This window comes from Haloferax sp. DFSO52 (genome assembly GCF_048158745.1).
Classification (GTDB): Archaea; Halobacteriota; Halobacteria; order Halobacteriales; family Haloferacaceae; genus Haloferax.
In genome coordinates this window covers 710,267-728,424 of record NZ_JBLOPB010000001.1, presented here as the reverse complement: position 1 = coordinate 728,424, position 18,158 = coordinate 710,267, and the positions used below count along the sequence as shown (strand labels likewise).

Here is an 18,158-nt window from a genome sequence, read left to right as displayed (position 1 = left end):
GCACCCGTCAGGGGGCGAAAGAATATCCGGGTTCTCACCATCGTGCAAGTGTCGTCTCACTCGTCTCCGCTCACACTCGTCCACATCGACCTTCTGTCCACCCACTTGGCGACAACACACTCGTCGCCGCACGGATCAATTCTGTTGTATAGAACGCTGGATCGTACCCATCAACATTCGTGATAAACACAAGGGGCTCTCGACCACGCTTGTCGTTGTTGACGACCACATTATATACAAAATCTGGTACAAGTTAAATCGCCCAGAATCGGTCTAAATGACCCATATAATCAAATTTTGGGCACCTACCCCATAATTACAAAATATATTTGATATACATATGTTTGCCGAGAGTGGAATGTTGTCACACAATATGTGACGATTGCCTCGACGAAATTTTTACGCGTTTGGTGAGCACCAACCATAATTTTGTCACACAATATGTGACAACATCTGCAGAGCAATCGAACCCACCAAAACGAATCGACCACTGACTCTCGAATAAAATACTCTAGGAACGGCGAATTTCTAGATATGTCATAATATGCAACATGACACCTTGTACACTGGTGTTTATATATCCAGTAGTCCATGTTGAGGTGCTGGAGTGTCGTTATCCGTCGACAACCTCCGGCAAATAGAATCATGTCCGAACATACGCCCCCCTACGGGGACCGACCAGCGATAAGCCCGCTCAGCATCGGGTCGAACGGAGGTTTCGATGACTGATACCACACCAGTGGAACTCGGTCAGAAGCCGACTCTAGCGAAGTCGTTCGAGGATATCTCGAATGCCCACCGAACCGCACGACAGACCGTCGAACAAGCAGTGGAGAAGCTGTCGAGCAACGAAGACCCCACACCGCCCTCGATTCGAGGCCCGCTGCGCTCGGGGAAGACTGCCCTGCAGTATCACACGTTTGGGTACGCATGGGAGCATGGAGTGCCCGCCCTCTACGTCGAAGCGAAAGAACTCTTGAGAGAGTTCGAACGGGCCGACGTGGAATCGTTCGGCGACTGGGTCGACGAGCGAGCACAGGAACAGGTGGCTGCACTGCTGCAGGGAGATCTCCACGCTGTCGACTGGTTGCCGAACGACAGCCCGACCAATCTGGAAGACTGGTTCGAGAGCATCCCAGCGTCAACGGTGACCGAGCGCGTGATCCTCCTCGTTGACGAAGTCGAACAGAAATACACCGAATTCTTGAGTGCGACCGGCGTTGACGACAATAATCCGCTGAGAAACCTTCTCGACCAGGGACGACTCTTTCCAGTCATCTCGATGGGGCAGATCTCGGCGATGGAGTTCGTTGGGTTCGCAGACCTCAAACGGACAGACTCAGTGTCGATCCCGCCAGTGACCATCAGTAACATCCGTGGACTGCTGGAAAAACGCGGCACTGACCCGGCACTCGACCGAGTTGCCTTCTGGCTCACCCGTGGTCGGGCCGCCCACGTGCACCAGGTCGTGACAGACGCCCATCGGATTGATGTTACCACCGAGGACCCGGCGTCACTCACTCGATGGATGGCTACCCATGCTGACGAACGCTCCGCCGAGTTCCGCACGGTGCGGCGGGTCTGGGAACACCGTGAGATCGAGGACCCGGAAGCCGCGGCCACGTCGGTCGCCTTCGGAGTAGACGGATACGACGACTGGCTCGTCGAAAGCGAGACGTGGTACCCTGCCGACGAACTCGTCGACGTTGTTGATGCCATCGTTCGCGAAACGGACAGATTCACATCCCAGGATGAGGAAGCCGACGCCACGCACGAGGCTCGCCAGATCGTCCGTGAGAGTACTGAACGCGTCATTGATGGCATTGCTGTCGGTCCGAGGGATGGTCCCTCGGACACCCTCAGGGCCGTCCCGAGTGGATGGCTGACAGGTACCCACGACGACCGCTCTGAAAGTCGTGCGTTCCTGTCGCTGGTCCAGGACTTTGTGCTCTCGTTCGAGGCCGACCGCCCAGCGCGGAACATCGCGTTCGACGCACTGGAGGATGCGAAAGCGCGGTTCAAACAGAACTACGATACGAAGGTCGCAACCGTCGCTGCCGAAAACGGCCACGCTTGGACTCTCCTCCCGTCAGTAATCGAAGAGGCGTACCCACCGCTCGCGACCGAACCGTCTCGCCTCACAGGCAAGCAGACCGATGACCTGATCGAATCGTGGGAGGGTGGTGGTCTCGAACTGTCTGTCGACGCAGCGGCGACGGTGTACGCGTGTCCGACCGAGGCATCATTCCGAACCCAACTCGAACAGCAGTCGCCAGACCCAACCCACCCTGTCGTGGTACTGGTTGACGATGCAGTCGATGTGGACTCCGTTCTCGACTCGGTCCCTGTGGCCGCGGCACTCGAAAGACACAGCGCACTGTCAATCGTGCCCGTCCCGACCGCACGGGTGTGGACGTTCGTCGTCCAGCTATCGGCCCTTCTCGAAAGCAAGCTTGGTGACGCTCACACAGCGACTACAGACCAGATAGAGGCCCTGCTAGACACGCCCCTCCGACGCGAGCAGCGGACGACGATTGAGACGTTGTACAAACACCTCACGACCCGTGTGGCGGGAGAGGCGGCGACAGCATCCGTGGAGAACCATAGACAGCAGTTCACGACTGGCGGGCACTACGTTTGGGCACACCCGGGGCTCGCGAGCACGTCGTTCCTCAATCCCCGAGGCGGGTCGACCAATGGTCGACACTCCGTCCTCGGACTCCTCGCCCTCGGGCGCGAACCCGACTGGGACGACCCTCACGGACGGCTGCTCGGTGCCATCAGAGATGGGATGAACGAGGACATCATCGCAACAACGAGTGGGTTCGACTACAAAGAACTCCTGAACTACCTCACGGCATCGGGCGAGTACCGAAAGGCAATCCGCGACATTCGCCGAGTGTGCCGGGACGACACCGACACGCTCATCCCGGCGGTGACACGGGTCATGAACGCCTTCGAGGAAATCATCGAGGCTAGTGCGTACGACCGTGAAACACTTCTTTCGGGGCTATTCGACCAGGAGTCGACCAAGGGGAACACGAGTGCAGACCGCGCCCGAGAGTTCGTCAAGTCACTCTCTCCGACCGAGGCGGACGATACCACCGATGACGTCCTCTGGGCGTTGGTAACGGCGAGCCTTGCGCGCACGGACACCGCGTACGTCAAGGAGACGCTTGGGGGGACCGAGGAGAGGTTCGACGACCACGTCCAAACACTCGACGGGTATCTGAACGACATCACCCGAGCTCAGCGTCTCTTATCCACCGGTGGGGGAGATGGGGGAGGTGATGAATCGAACGGTGCCGTAGCGACATCCTTCGAGAGCGAGTTTGATAGCCTCTTCAAGGAAATCGAGCGTCAATCTGGCACTGCGGCAGACAGCGACACGGAAACCGACGTCGACGCAGTCGAAACCCGTCCGGTTCTGGGAGTCACCCTCGACACCACACACATCGAGACATACAGGGAGAACATCGTCGCCATCCGCGACGACCTCCGCGACGCCAAAAGTCATGCAACGACGACAGACTTCAAGCCGACGGGCTACGCTCTCGCGGTCATCGCTGCACGGTACGAAAACGTCGTCCGCGACGCCATCCACGAAATCCAACGGGCGACGCCGAGTAGCAGCGATTTGAACCATGTCAAGAACCTCTCGAGTACAGTCAGAGCGTTGCAGGCGACTCTCGAAGACGACGATATCGACCTATCTACCGACAAACGTGCCGGCGTCGATGCGTTCGTCGAAGACCTCTTCGACTTCCAGTCTGTCGTCGGCCAGCGACTCACCGTTGGCAACCCCGAAGACGAGTCGATGGATAAGATAGCCGAGATCAATACTGCCGCACGGATTCGGACAGCCCAAGTCGAAGACCTAACCGAGGACCTCGACGAACTCGCCGGCCTCCAACAGCGCGTCAGCAAGGAGTCGAAGTCGGCACGTCGTGAGTTGAAGGCGCTGGTGACGCTCCTCACGAAGCCTGAAGTTGATATCGAGGACGAAACGGAGGCGTCGGAGATACCGCTCGCTGACGGACAAGGCGACGCGGGAGATACTGGCGAGGAACAGAGAGCGAGCGGCGCTGACCAGACAGACACGAACGCAAACACAGACACGGAGGAGACAGCATGAGCACGACCAGCAACACGGAGTATCGCGTCGACGAACCCACCGCATTCGCCGACCTCGAGTCACGGATCGGTGCCCAGAAAGCTGCACTCGGCCGTTTGGAGACGCTGTCTGACGAAGTGGACGGCCTCTACGCGGACGCCGCTGAACTGGACACGGACAGTCGAAAGACGGTCGCAGAAGAGATGCGAGAGGTCCAACACGATTTCGCCAGTGTCAGCACTATCGACGACCTCGAAACGACGAAAAACCACGTCGCCGAGGTCATCGCGGCGCCGTACCGCCAGGCAGTCAAGCGAGCGCAATCGACGCTGTGTAAAGCCATCGGCATCGAGTCGGAGATCGAAGATGAGACGCTGGAGTCGCTGAACGATGTACTCCAACGTCGCGATCCAGACGAGCTTCGCGATATGGCGGCATCGTTCGACGACGTCACAAAGCGGCTAACAACCTGTCCGGAGGCAGCCCAGACCGCGGTAGGCCTGACTGTTGCGACGGACGTCTACGGGTACCTGTCGGCCCCGGACTCGAAACTCGACACACTTGTCACGACCGTCGAACGTCAGGTCGACTCACTCGAGACTATCGACGACGCATTCGTCGAGTCGGAGTGGGGGCCAGACACTGAACTCACCGCAATGGTCGACTACTATGGTCCAGACAACGACTGCGTCGCCGCCGACCAAATCGTCGAATATGTCGAAACCGTGGACGACCGACTCGCCGATACGGACGCCCTCGACTTAGCAGCCCTCACCCACACCCACCTGGAGCGCGGCCTGCCTGTCTCGGAACCAACTAATCTCGTCGACCTCTTCGAGGGGCTCTCTCGCGGTGTCACGAGATGTGCCGGTCATGAACAAGTGTTCGTGGATGCGAACGCCCTCGTGGGGTACGTAGAGAACCCCTCCGAACACGGCGCCGAGGAGGTCACCGAGTGCCTCGAAGCAGTCACCAACGTGTTCGAACAGGACCGTGGCGAAGAACCGGTGAAGAGACTCAGTACGAAACTCCTGTCGCTCAACGAGGCCTACGACGAGTGGGCGTCGGCTTACGCACAACAACTCACCCGCGACGTGGTCGCTATCAACGCGGTCAAACACTATCTCACCGACCCTCCGTCCTTCGATGCGGTTGAGTCGACCAGTCACGTTGTGGATGGAGACGAAGACGACGAGACTGCAGACGCAGTAGAAACAGAACAATGTGACTACGAGTGGGTGTGGGACGACGACGGCCCCTCTGCTGAACAGGTCGTCAAGCGACCCGTCTCGGCCGTGCTGTTCCACCAGCGTTACGTCGCATGGGTCGACGCGCTCCGAGGCCAAGGTCTCGGAGAGGGTGGAGTGAACATCACTCATCTTCTCGCGTTGGTCCGTGGCGAGAATATCTCGGCCGCCGATATCGAACCCGACGTGTTCGAGACGCTCGTGGAGTTGTTCGGCGATGTGCTGATACTCGAACTCACAGACAGCCCGGCAGAGGAGTCCTGAACGTTATGGCATCCCATCTCGCACGGGGACTTCGAGATCGCCTGAAATCGGCGGCCATCGTCGTCGAGTCAGAGCGCCGTGGCCGCGACCCGTGGCCGGGACGACCTGACTCCATGTTCTGGCTCCGTCCGAGTGGGCTTGCCGTGGGGAGACTCGTCCCTCTCCTCGTCGAACTCGAAGGTGCGGGTAACTACCACTCGAGTAAGCAGGACGTCCGCGCGTTCGCAAAACGCCACGACCCCACTGTCCGTCCCGACAAAGACGGGTTCCAGTATCATCTCAATTTTCCGATACTGGACCGGAGTTGGACGGGGCGAGATGTGGGTGCCCAGCACTTCACGAAGGCACCGGCTCCGATGACCGTCCCAGTGACATACAACGTGTACTCTATTCCCTCTTCGACGGTCACTGGAGAGCGAGCCACCAGTGACGCGGAACTCTATCAGGCACTCAAACGGCCGTTTACGCGATCACGATTGCAGTCCGTATCACCACCAGGGTTCGAGTCGGATGCCCGGATCGAGATGGTCGGGCGGACTGAGATCGTCTTCTGGACTGTCGACTGGTGTCTCCCTGGAGGTGCTGGCACCGTCAGTGTTCCGTTCATCGTCAGAGCGGGCACTGACCTCGGGGGAGTTCTTCGGGAGGTATTGGAACCGGTGTCTTTGCCGATGGCCGCCGTTATCGACGGCGCACCCGGCGCTTACAGAGACGACATGCAGCTCGAGACAGGCGTTCGTCTCCCGTATCTGAGTCCTGCGAATGTCACCGTCGCCTTGGAAAGAGAGGTACTTCACGATGCGTGAGTTAGTCTATTGGAGTCTCTCCGTCACCCGAGCTCGTTTGCGAGTCCAATCGCTGTGGTGCCTCAACTCCCGCAATCACGACTATCTATCGAACCGTCATGTCTCGGTTCGCGCTGACAGAGCGGTTAGTGAACCCACACCACTAAAGCCAGACCACCGCTATCTGACGATACGATTGAGTAACATCCGATGACACGAATAGACGCAAAACTCCCGTCAGAACTCGCAGCACTCCTAGAAGCGAGCGGCGAATGCGGGCTCTTTCGCGGAAAAAGTGACACGGCGCGGACCGCGCTTCGTACGTACTTCGACCACAACCCAGAGGTCGCGATAGCAGCCGTCCGTGCACTGGCGAGTGAGAAAGATGCAGACGGTAACACACTGACCCTCGGTGATGCCGTTCGCTTGACTGGTCATCCACCGTCTGCGTTCTCAGAAGAATTACAGGAGGTTCTCCGCAGTAACACTGGCGTCAACAACGAGGTGGACTCGAATGAAACATGAGGCACTCACTATCTCTGACGACCAGAAACGGTTGTTGGACGGGGCAGTCGCAGCCGGAGAGTTCTCGAGTCGGAGTGCAGCGATCCGACTCGTCCTCAGGGCATACTTCACGGACGATATCGAACGCACGGCCGCGCTGGTTGCGACCAGCGACGATGTCGACTTCGAGTCGGTCGTCAATGTACTAGATGTTGATGTCGAAGAGTTTGCAAAACGGGTCCGGGAACTCAACGTTGATGCAGTGCCAGAGAGGCTCAACGCCCATATTGAACGCGAAGACGTCGGTTCCTCCTTCGGCTCCGTTCTCCAGGACATCGAAGCCGAGGTCCGTGCTCCAGAGACGCCGAGCGAAGACGATGGGGGCGACGACGAATGACTGTATTTACGGGAAACTCTGACCGACCTCTGGAAGAATTTGCGACTGTGTATGTCCGACTGCTGAGGTCAGTGCGATGGTCTTAGAGCGCCCGGAGTGGGTCGAGCCTCGTGAATATCAACAAGAGGCCGTAAAACAATGGGCCGACGCTGGCTGTCGTGGCGTCCTCCAGATGGCGACTGGGACCGGCAAGACAGTCACCTCCCTGCTGACCGCTGCACATGTCGCCGAGCGGATGGACGGCAGAGTGGCGTTGGTCATCGCCGTCCCGTACCAACACCTCGTCGACCAGTGGGCAGATGACGTCCGGGACTTTGGTGGCACGCCGATCCTTGCATACGAGAATCGCCGCCAGTGGCAAGAACGCCTCGAAGGTGAACTCGCAGAGTTCGACTTAGGAGTGCGTGAGAGTCTCGTCGTTATCACCACCCACGTTACGTTCGCCTCCGAGACGTTCCAGCGAGTGTTGCGTCGAGTTAATCGCCAGCGCTTCATGCTGATCGCTGACGAAGTCCACCACTTCGGTGCCCCGCACCTCAAAGCGTCATTGCCAGTGGAGATTCCGCTCCGTCTCGGCCTCTCGGCAACACCAGAGCGGTTCTACGACGAGGAAGGAACCGAGGATCTCATGGCATACTTTGGCGGAGTCGTCTACGAATACAGCCTCGCTGCGGCGATCAAGAGCGGTGCACTCTGTGAATATTACTACGTACCGCACGTGGTCGAGTTAACCGAAGACGAAGCCGACGAGTACCTCGAGCTGTCGCGAAAGATAGCCCGCCTCATCAACCGAGCGGGCGGTAGCCTCGGTGATGCAGACCTCCAGGCAAACAAGAACCTTCAGTTTGCGCTATTCAAGCGTGCACGACTGGTCGGGACGGCGGAACGTAAACTCGACCGCCTCGTCGAGTTACTCGAACATGACGAACAGACGAAACACACGCTCGTCTATTGCGGGGATGGGACCGTCGAAGGAGAAATCACGTCCCGAACACGACGCCATGTCGACGCTGCCGTCTCGAGACTTCGGGGGCAACTTGGCTTGCGCGCCGAGCGATTTACAGCCGAAGAGTCGCGAAGTGAACGCCAGACACTGTTAGAGCGTTTCGACGAAGGGGAGATACAAGCACTCGTCGCTATCCGTTGTCTCGATGAAGGAGTGGACGTTCCAGCGACACAGACGGCGTACATGCTCGCGAGTTCGTCGAACCCCCGACAGTTCGTCCAGCGACGGGGTCGTATTCTCCGAACCCATCCAGGGAAACATCACGCTGTGATCCACGATTTTGTCGTGGCGCCTCCTCCAGAAATTCGCGAACACGCCACCCGCGACGAGTCGCTATTCACGACCGAGCGCAATCTCGTCAGACGTGAACTCGAAAGGGTCTCACTGTTCGCTGAATCGGCACGAAACCACCCGGATGCTGAGATCGCAGGCATTCCGACCGATGCTGGAGCCATCGGCGAACTCAAACGTGAGTTCAACCTACGCCAGATGTGATATCCATGAACCAATTTACCCACCCAACTACAAGTTACCGTACGATGAATAGACCTGGCAGAAACTGTGTACAGTACGACATACTACTTAATGTTCGTCGGCAATCAGGTGGTGGCATATGAGCGACTCTGATGTTGCAGAGGAGGTCGGTTCCGAGACGCTCGCGCGAATCCGCGAGCGCACGCTTCGAGCAGAAAAGAAACAGTTGCATATGCGCAAAACACACAACATTATTCCTGAGATTAAGGAGATAATCGAAGAGGAAATTCCGGAGTAATCTACGCATGCGATTACACCGCCTCCACCTCACAAACTTCAGACAGTTTCGGACGGGTACAATAACATTCGCCCAAGACGGCGAGAAGAATGTCACCGTCATCCACGGCCAGAACGGTTCAGGTAAAACAACTCTGAAAAACGCTCTCACGTGGGTGTTGTATGATGAGGTGGACTTCACCCTCCGACCCACCAAACTCGCCAGCCAAGGAGCGTTCGCCGAGGCCGACGACGGTGACACCGTCCACGTCGAGGCTGTCCTCGAGTTCGAAGACGAAGATACCGAGTACGAGCTCACCCGATGGGTCGATTATCAAAAACAGTCGTCGAACGACTACGAAGGTGAGGTCATCGATGATGGTCTCTCTCTGACGTTCTCGAAGCCTGATGGAACACGAGGGACACGAAACAACCCTCAAGATTCCATCGAGCAGATACTCCCCACACGATTGAGCTCGCTGTTCTTCTTCGACGGTGAGTACATCACACACCTCTCAGAGACGCGCAGTCAAGACGAGATCAGGAACGCCATCCAGAACATTATGGGGCTGAAGATCATCGAACGCTCGATTACTCACCTTGAGGCCGTCGAGGGACGCTTCGAAGACGAACTCCAGGAGTTCGCGAGTTCAGAACTCAAATCCCTGATGGACCAACGCGTAGCGCTACGTGAAAAGAAGGAAGACCACGAGCAAGCATTAGGAGCAGCCGAGGACACCAAAGATCGGTTGAACAAAGAAATCAACGAGATCAAGCGCAAACTCGAACAGATTGACGATTCGTCCGAGTTAGAAGAAGAGCGCACCCAACTCGAAGCAGAGCTCGACCGAGTTGAATCTGATATTGACAACATCAACGACGACATCGAAGACACAATCAGCACCAAAGGGCATCTCCCCTTTGCCATGCCGGCGGTCAAGGCGACGGCGAAGGACCTCGATCGGCTTCGCGATCAAGGTGTGATCCCTTCTGAAGTTTCTAATCAGCTGATTGATAGGTTACTAACCGATGGGGAGTGTCTCTGTGGCCGCCCTCTCGAAGAGGGGACGGGTCCATATTCAAACGTTGCGGCGTACAAATCCGAGGACGTAACTGAGGGGTTCGACCAAGCTGCGATACGAATTGTCACACATTTAACCCAATTGGAATCTGAGCAAAACGAGTACTTTGACCGTATCTCGGAGTTACTTGAACGCCGTTCGACACTCCGTGACAGAGAACAGGAGATCGCAGAACAGTTGAGTGAGATCAGTGCCCAACTTGAGAAGATAGACGTCGTAGACCCAAAGACTGGAGAGACCCCATCTGAACTGGAGGCAGCAAGAGACTCGAAGGCGTCCCAGCTCAAGGAGACGGAAAGCGACATCTTACGCCACGAAATCAAGATCGAAGAGTTAGAAGAACAGTTGACTGTGGTGAATACCGAGATCGACGAAGCGCGACAGGATAAAAATGAGGCCCAACTCGCGCGAAAGCGGATGCGTGCTGCGGAAGCAGTTCGCCGTCAGCTTGAGACGTCGTTTAATAATCTCCAAAAACGGGTCAGAAACTGGTCAAACAAACTCGTTGAAGAGACCTTCGAGGAGATCGCTACCAAGGGCTATCACGCAGAGATAACAGACGAGTTTGAACTCCGCATCAAAGACCAGATTCAAAACGAGTATCTTGAAGTCGAGAAGTCGCGCGGTGAGCGCCAGATTGCTAGCCTTACCTTTATCGGTAGTCTCGTCCAGATCGCTCGAGAGCGATATGAGTCGAACGACGACACGGAGTACTTCAGCGGCGGAATCTATCCAGTCGTGATGGATTCACCATTCGGCGCACTTGACGACGACCACCGCCGACAGGTGAGCCGAGTCGTCCCAACGATGGCCGAGCAGGTTGTCGTTCTCGTGACGGACTCCCAATGGCGGGGGCCTGTCGCGAGCGAACTCTCGGAAATCGCTGGGCGACAGTATCGACTCGAGTTTGACTCTGGTGACCGAATAGAGACGTTCCCACAGACGACGATCGAAGACGAAACTGCAGTTACGGAGACCTAACAATGTCTGAATCAACTATCCGACAGAACTACTACCGACATTCGCTGTACGACAAAATGGTCGAAGAATGGGACCTATTCAACACCTACGTTGACTTTTTTGTCTTTGCAGCGTGTGTCGGGTATGCGACTATCGACCGGACGACCGCTGCAGGCTATACCAAGAGTGAGTATGCAGGGGAAGGTAGTACCCAAGGAGAGATGCTTTGGATGCACCTCTCGAATAAGACGACCTATCGGGCCGTTGCAGCCTCGATAGCCTACCAGCACTCGGGCGACCCCGAAGCATTGGTCGACCCGAAAATCCAACTTGAAGTGCTCGCTCGGTATGCCCGAGGAGGTATCGAGCGACTTGAGGAAGAGTTCGGAAACTCTGCGAGCACGCCGAGAGATGGGCTCATATCATTCATCGAGAACGAACAACCGAGCGGTGAGCCAGAACAAGAAGATGTCCTCGGCAGTATCGTCGAGAGTTTCGACCAGAATATGATCGGGGACTGAGGTAGACGTCTTACTTGAGTAAGTAGACGACCGGCTCTGGGTTTTATTAGCAGTATATGACGGTTATTTGAGGTTATTTTGTGACGTCACCTTACAGTCCACGTTCATTGGGAAATCAAGGAATCAATAGACCGCATGAAAGTGTCAGGATAACCACGGAGGATAATTTTCGTAAATCCCACAGACTTGCTGGTTGTACTGCCACCCATACCGAACCCGTTTCACGCCTTTACGTATTGTCCAGACTAGTCGAAAAGTCTGTAATACGGTAATTATTTCGTGTGTCAAGCGTTTCGCCGGTTGCTTTCGCAGACATTGCTTTGAACAGGTCAGCTTTCCAAACACGAGGGATTTTCTCGCCATATTGGTTAGACAGGAGTGGAATATCTGCAGACTCAGCGAGAATTTCAATTAGTCCATCATCGATATAGTAGCCTAACTTCCGAGCATAGTTGAGATACGGGTGCTCAGAAAGTGCTTGTTGGTCTGAATGAGATGGCTCTTCCTTGCAGTAACTACCACTATGTTTCGGTATCGCCGAAAGATATGTCGTTAGACTTCGACTCAAGTGCTTTCCATCTCGGGCAGTGTCTCTGAGCAGCGAGTAATCCTCCTGAAGTTGGGGTGGTGGGTTCGCTAGCGGCTCCCAAAGATGCCACCAGACGACAGGATATTTTGCCCGTAATTCCGCTTTCGTAGAGACATCTGGGAAATTGTTCATCTCCTTCTTGTCAAGATAGAGATACCAAATGATGAGTGTTCTCCCGAGTTTATTCGTCAGCTTTGTTACGTCCTGCCAGTTTTCTTCCCTGCACATCTCATAATAGTCAATTTGCGAAAGACTCAGTGCCTCTTTTTGTTTAATTTCTTTCCCTCCGTTAACCAACTTAAGTGGCGTCACTTTCACCTCAATTGCTTCCGCGGTGAAGTCCGGACCTTCTCGGGAATTCTTCGCTATCCGAAAATAATCCTCCTGAATGATATCCCCTAAGAGGCTCTTGGAACGCATAATTGACGTACAAAAGTCCCGTGAGTCATCGGCGATTTCTTCAAATCTCTTACCGAGGAGTGCGTCTAAAGCCCGTTCTATTTGGGACCAAGGAGCATTGGGACCGATAGCGAAGACATCAGCCATTCAGTAATCATTCGATTATAGTAACATATGTCTTTCCTGCCCACATGTCGCCCACAAATTGACAATATATAACCAGTATTGTAGCAGGGGCATCAGTGAATATCTCACTAATCCATATCTAGGGGGTTGCACTTGATTTCACACGCGTAACTGCAAGTTACCACAGTGTGTGCTGGAAGTAACAGAGTTTTGAACTAATGCGCATGCTTCTACACTGAGTGCGACATCAAAAATTCAGTATTAATGAGATTGTTTCTGAAAGTAACTCTATAAATTCCTCTCCGAGAGCATCAGGGTGTGCGATTTCGTCCACACCATGGTCTGCGCCATCGCTGGTTATCTGCGTGCTGTAATCCATAGCACGGTGAAGCCCAGCTACGAATTCCTCTAAGTCGAAGGGTGTATTAGCAACAAGGTACGAAACGATTTCCTCTACTTCAGTTTCCATTTCCGTATGCTACGAGGGGGGACTCGTCATTGTCTACGGCTTCATCTCTCGGGCGCCTCACCAATTGAAATTGTGTATTGAAATTACCACATCCAATATTCGGGGGAATTGATATATGGGAATGTGACCTATCTTCCATTAATGATGACTAGCGACACTGTTTCACCGGGCGATGAATGGCCTGAGCACTACCGTGGGTTAACACTCAGTGTGAGTCCAGACCGGAGTGTGTGGTGGCAACTTTACAATGATAAACCTCGTCTCCGACTCACACCGCCGCCAGAGGACATCGTCGACACCTTACTCGAACTCAAGCGAATCGGGGGTCGAATCCACATCACAGAACACGGCGACGTGCTTACGAAAATCGAAGACGACGCGACTGACGATGACTCCTACAATGAGGTGTACGTTGGAACCGTCGACCTCTACGGTGAACTCATTCCTGAGGATGACCCAGACTACTCCCTCCAACTCCGTCCAGAGGGACTCTCACCAGGCGATTTATGGCCGAGTATCTACGACGGGAGCCGCTACTCGTTTGCAGGTGAGCGAATTTGGTGGCACAACGGAGCAACTCATACCCGGCACCCCGTAGACGCTGGGCTACCGGACCATATTCTCTCAACATTGAGACAATACAAACCCCAAGGAGGGTCCTTCCGCATCACACCGTGGGGTGACGTAATTACCCTCATTTCGATCCACCCGTCACCCGGAGACGTCGCAGAGCAATTCGACAAACTGAGTCTCATTGTGAAAAACATCATCAAGTTCCGGAGGGAACGCGGCGTCGAGATGCTCCCCGTGTATATCGGGAACATGAATGGGTCGTCTCTAACCGTTTCCGAACCGACGTCGTTGACCGACTCCCTCTCGCCAGAAGAAGAGGCGACGTTATCGTCATGGGCAGAAAACCTGGGCCGAACAGAACCACGCTCAACGAGCGCACACAAAGTATCGACACCCGCTGTCGACGATGATTCTGAAGAAGCAGAATCAGATGATGATGCTATTCGGTTTGACGATGACCCACTAGACTGGATCAAAAACGACATCGAATTAAACGAGAAATAGGATGTCTGCCACGCTCACGAACGATTCTGCAGTGGTGCCGTTGCCAGACAACCAGGACGTTATTATCGAACCTGGACAGCCGTGGCCGTCAGCATACAGAGGTTCAAAGTATAGTATTGTCCATTCTCGACGACATGATAAACCTGTTCTGAGATGGCAGTACAACGATTTGATTGCTCAAATTGAGCCCCCATCTGGGCTGCTCACGCAGTTGCAAGCCCTCGGAAAGTCGCGGGAATCAGGCAAAGGGAGTATTCGAATTACTGCTGACGGAGAGGTTCTCACCAAGATTCACAGTGACAATTACACCCGTGTAAGCCAAGCTCCTGTAAGCTCGGGGTGGATACCCGTCTATCTCGGGAAACTCGACAGAAGTCTCGGGTTCGATGTCGATAATGACCCACGTCCACCGAATGAAAATGTCAATGTCTGGGGTGGATTTTCGTTTAATCACGGAGAGCGATGGGCAGTAAGTCACGATGGGCGTCTTGTTTGGAAATGGAAGGACTACAGATTCTACTCTGCGTTTGACCATCCAGACCTCGTCGACAGATATAAGCAATACCGACGTGCTGCGGGCAGATTGTATATTAACGAACGAGGCCACGTATTCGGGAATGTCCCACGAGATGAGCTTCCGAGTGACCGGGAAGATGAAATCGCGTCGTTGTATACTAATTGGCAAGACGAGCGCGAACGGCAAGGTGATACTGCAGCATTGCATCTTGTCACCCGTAGACTCAAGGTTACAGGTGACGGAAACCCTCAACAAGGGCATCTCCCGTTGTATCTTGGGCACCTGAACCAATTCGACGATGGCTCTCTCCCGAAACCGGTCGTCACTGATGAATCATACTACGTGGCCACTGCACGCGGCGAGTCACTCACGTCATACTAATCACATATGGGAAGACGCTTTCCGACGCCAATTATTGGAGTTCCGACGGAGCAAGGACGTTATGAGACTCTCATCCGAATAGCGACAGAATCAGACACACCCTACGAGAGGGAGACTTACCTCGACCAGTGTCAACAGCAGCTCAGGAAGCCAGATTCAGACGAACCATACTCTGAGTCATATCTCAGGCGGATTTTCTCAAGTTATATCGAAATCGGTGTTCTCGAAGAAGAGAATGGAACTATTCGTCCCTCCCCATTTGCTTCTGAGTGGTTAGACGGTGATCTCCCGTTCTCTGATTTTATTTGGCAGTCACTCAAGCGAAGCTGGGTCGCGATGCAAACAAAACCGGAGGGTATCGAAGCGCTCCATGAGATTCTTCAGACACTCGAATCAACATCATCAGCAATGCAGAAAGGAGAGATCGAAACTCATCTCTCCGAGAACGCTGGGTATGTGTTTAATAACGAAGGTATCCGTGGATACCCAGATATCCTCCAGCTTCTAGGTGTGATACAGAAAGAAGGACATTCCTATCGACTGGCTGACCCCCGCGTTGTTAAGCGGTATAAACGCCGCTTCCGAAAAGCCGACATTTTTCGGATATTAGAATCTAGGCTCAATCGAGAAGGCTCGACTGTGACCCCACCGAGCGATACGGCAAAGCGGGACCTGATGAAATATTACATGTATCGTGAGGCGGGTGGGTGGAGTAAGCGTCGTCAGTGGTACAGAACGTTTTGGCGTGATTATCTCCAACCCGTCACGCGGAAAGGCGAAACGGGGTCAGAGCTCCGGAAGAAAGAGAGCTATCGGAAAGCACGAAACCGGAAACGGGACCTGAGAGACACGATACTCGACAAATACGACGATTTCGAATCCGAAGATTTGAGAGGATTGTCTGCGGGCGTTCTCGAACGAATGTCGGCTGCTTCGTCTGAAGAAGAAGCCCATCGTATCAGAATCTCTGCGGGGAGTGGTATTTCACGGGCAGACCTCGAATTACTCTCGGATACGACCCGGGAGGCCTACACATTCCCGAAGGGGTTCAGTCTGTACGATTGGCAAGCAGAAGCTGCAATGCAGTGGTTCGAGGGAGGTGACAAACGAGCACCCAATGAGGGCATCGCGCAAGTTGTCACCGGAGCTGGGAAGACAGTCATGGCGTTGGAAGTGATTCGACAATGGTTGCATGCAGATGCAGACCGTGTTGTAACAGTTCTCGTGCCAACCAACGTCCTCATGCGCCAATGGCTCACTGAGCTCGTCTCGACCCTCAATATCCCACTGTCAGATATCGGATGGGCCGGTGGTGGCCACAAAGATGATTTCGATGATTGCCGCGTTATAGTGAGCATCATCAATAGTGCGGTGAAAAATGACTTCCTCAAACAGGCACTCACTTCTGGTGATGTTGGGGATCATCTACTGATTGCAGATGAATGTCATCGATATACTGGTGAGACGTTCTCGAATGTCTTTGAGTATCCGAGAGCTGCGTCGTTAGGGCTGTCTGCAACTCCAATCTCGCAAGCAACGGATGGGCTCACAGAAAGCGACAAACTCCTACTCGGCGAGCTTGGAGACATCTACTACGAACTCACATACGATGAAGCAATTACTCGTGGTCTGATTCCAGAATTCACGATTGAGTACGTCGGATTCGACCTTGCCCCACAAGAACAGCGAGAATACGACGCACTCTCCAGGAAGGTTTCTGATGCAATCAAAGACATCCGCCAACGCCACGACTACCGGCTCACGGAGCTATCCGGAAGTTTTGCACAGAAACTGAATGCGATTCGGAACTCGACCGAGGGTCCCACGCCCGAGATTAGTGACTATTTCCGCTATACGCAGGAGCGACGTGAATTAGTGGACAATGCTGTTGCACGCCAGGCTATCACACTCGACATCATGCGAGATGCGATTCGCGCCGACCAGAAAACAATCGTGTTTCAAGAGCGGATCGACCAACTGAACAAACTGATTGCACCTCACGAAACATTGGGTCGTATCAGTCGGACGGGAGAGGCTGGGAAAACAGCCGAAGGGACCCGACAAGAACTATACTCGAGATATGAGGGTCTCGAACAAGCTGACGAAGAAATTGAGAAGTTCTTTGCTGAGACCGATGTGTGGCCAGTGATGTACCACTCCGGTCACTCGCGCCAAGTTTGGAATGAGTTTTCGATGGATTGGTTCCGCGAAGACAACATGGCGAACGTAATGTTCAGCGTGAAAGCCCTCATCGAGGGGGTTGACGTTCCGAGTGCTGACGTTGGAATCGTTCGAGTCTCAAGCAGCAGTATTCGCCAACGAATCCAGACACTTGGGCGAATTCTCCGGACAGGAGAGAACGCCGCAGAGTCCACATTGTACGTGCTGTACGCCCGTGATACGGTAGATGAACGCATCTTCCACGAATACGATTGGAAAGAGGAACTCGCGAGTGCACGTGTCGAACATTCAATATGGGATTTTGAATCCGAAGAGACCTATCACACAGGTCAGAGACGACCAGCAACAGAGGAGGAAAAACCGGACCGCCCGGAACCGCCAGAAATCCCAGACCCAGATGAATTAGAGTTGGGTGATCCGTATCAAGGTCCTCGTGACCCGATACGTCAGGTGAGTGTAGATAGTCGAGGACAGCTATTCGAAAAAACACGTACTGGAAGACGATATATCAAGGCACCACAGTTCGAGGACATCGTTTCCTTCGTGTTCAGGAAGAAAGGTGGAGGTACGATTCTCATCAATGAACACAATCACGTCATCACCATGTTGAAAGACGGTCCGGTATTTCTCGGCACGGTTGACAATCCTGAAGTGTTCGAACCACTCGACAACGAGTCCGAGGAGGACGGTAACACCGAGCAAAGTAAAACAAGGTCCTCGACTAAACAAAGCCTGACAGACGACCCCGGAAACTTTGACGACATCTTTAGGTGATTCCGATGACTCCTG

The 18,158-nt window shown here is 54.3% G+C and carries 13 protein-coding genes; 11 read left to right on the top strand and 2 right to left on the bottom strand.

Annotated features, from left to right (window positions below):
• Positions 1-721: 721 nt before the first annotated feature.
• From ACK3SC_RS03735 to ACK3SC_RS03695, 9 genes are all read left to right on the top strand, one after another.
• Entirely contained in the window at positions 722-4,135 is a 3,414-nt protein-coding gene (locus ACK3SC_RS03735; RefSeq protein ID WP_416838774.1) for a hypothetical protein, read from the top strand.
• Entirely contained in the window at positions 4,132-5,625 is a 1,494-nt protein-coding gene (locus tag ACK3SC_RS03730; protein WP_416838773.1) for a hypothetical protein, read from the top strand. Before ACK3SC_RS03735 ends, ACK3SC_RS03730 begins: the two co-directional genes overlap by 4 nt.
• A gap of 5 nt (positions 5,626-5,630) precedes the next feature.
• Positions 5,631-6,431, top strand: a complete 801-nt coding sequence (locus ACK3SC_RS03725) for a hypothetical protein (RefSeq protein WP_416838772.1) — start codon at positions 5,631-5,633, stop codon at positions 6,429-6,431.
• 189 nt (positions 6,432-6,620) lie between these two features.
• Positions 6,621-6,935: a hypothetical protein gene (locus tag ACK3SC_RS03720; RefSeq protein WP_416838771.1), complete on the top strand. Its 315-nt coding sequence runs from the start codon at positions 6,621-6,623 to the stop codon at positions 6,933-6,935.
• Positions 6,925-7,311: a hypothetical protein gene (locus tag ACK3SC_RS03715; RefSeq protein WP_416838770.1), complete on the top strand. Its 387-nt coding sequence runs from the start codon at positions 6,925-6,927 to the stop codon at positions 7,309-7,311. The genes ACK3SC_RS03720 and ACK3SC_RS03715 overlap by 11 nt, the downstream gene beginning before the upstream one ends.
• A gap of 76 nt (positions 7,312-7,387) precedes the next feature.
• Positions 7,388-8,812: a DEAD/DEAH box helicase family protein gene (locus ACK3SC_RS03710; protein ID WP_416838769.1), complete on the top strand. Its 1,425-nt coding sequence runs from the start codon at positions 7,388-7,390 to the stop codon at positions 8,810-8,812.
• Positions 8,813-8,930: 118 nt separating this feature from the next.
• Positions 8,931-9,089, top strand: a complete 159-nt coding sequence (locus tag ACK3SC_RS03705) for a hypothetical protein (RefSeq protein WP_416838768.1) — start codon at positions 8,931-8,933, stop codon at positions 9,087-9,089.
• Positions 9,090-9,096: 7 nt separating this feature from the next.
• Positions 9,097-11,130, top strand: a complete 2,034-nt coding sequence (locus tag ACK3SC_RS03700; RefSeq protein WP_416838767.1) for an AAA family ATPase — start codon at positions 9,097-9,099, stop codon at positions 11,128-11,130.
• A 2-nt stretch (positions 11,131-11,132) separates the two neighbouring features.
• Positions 11,133-11,630, top strand: coding sequence for a hypothetical protein (locus ACK3SC_RS03695; RefSeq protein ID WP_416838766.1), 498 nt, complete (start codon positions 11,133-11,135; stop codon positions 11,628-11,630).
• A 229-nt stretch (positions 11,631-11,859) separates the two neighbouring features.
• Here the strand turns inward: ACK3SC_RS03695 and ACK3SC_RS03690 are convergent, their stop codons facing one another.
• Both ACK3SC_RS03690 and ACK3SC_RS03685 read right to left on the bottom strand, forming a co-directional pair.
• Entirely contained in the window at positions 11,860-12,765 is a 906-nt protein-coding gene (locus ACK3SC_RS03690; RefSeq protein ID WP_416838765.1) for a MutH/Sau3AI family endonuclease, read from the bottom strand.
• A gap of 226 nt (positions 12,766-12,991) precedes the next feature.
• On the bottom strand, positions 12,992-13,213 hold the full coding sequence (locus tag ACK3SC_RS03685) for a restriction endonuclease (protein WP_416838764.1): 222 nt from the start codon (positions 13,211-13,213) through the stop codon (positions 12,992-12,994).
• 141 nt (positions 13,214-13,354) lie between these two features.
• Here ACK3SC_RS03685 and ACK3SC_RS03680 point away from each other — a divergent pair, with 141 nt between their 5' ends.
• Both ACK3SC_RS03680 and ACK3SC_RS03675 read left to right on the top strand, forming a co-directional pair.
• Complete coding sequence (locus ACK3SC_RS03680; RefSeq protein WP_416838763.1) at positions 13,355-14,290, top strand: hypothetical protein; 936 nt, start codon at positions 13,355-13,357, stop codon at positions 14,288-14,290.
• Positions 14,291-15,524: 1,234 nt separating this feature from the next.
• A complete protein-coding gene (locus ACK3SC_RS03675) occupies positions 15,525-18,143 on the top strand; it encodes a DEAD/DEAH box helicase (RefSeq protein ID WP_416838762.1) in 2,619 nt (872 codons plus the stop codon).
• The last annotated feature ends 15 nt before the right edge of the window (positions 18,144-18,158 follow it).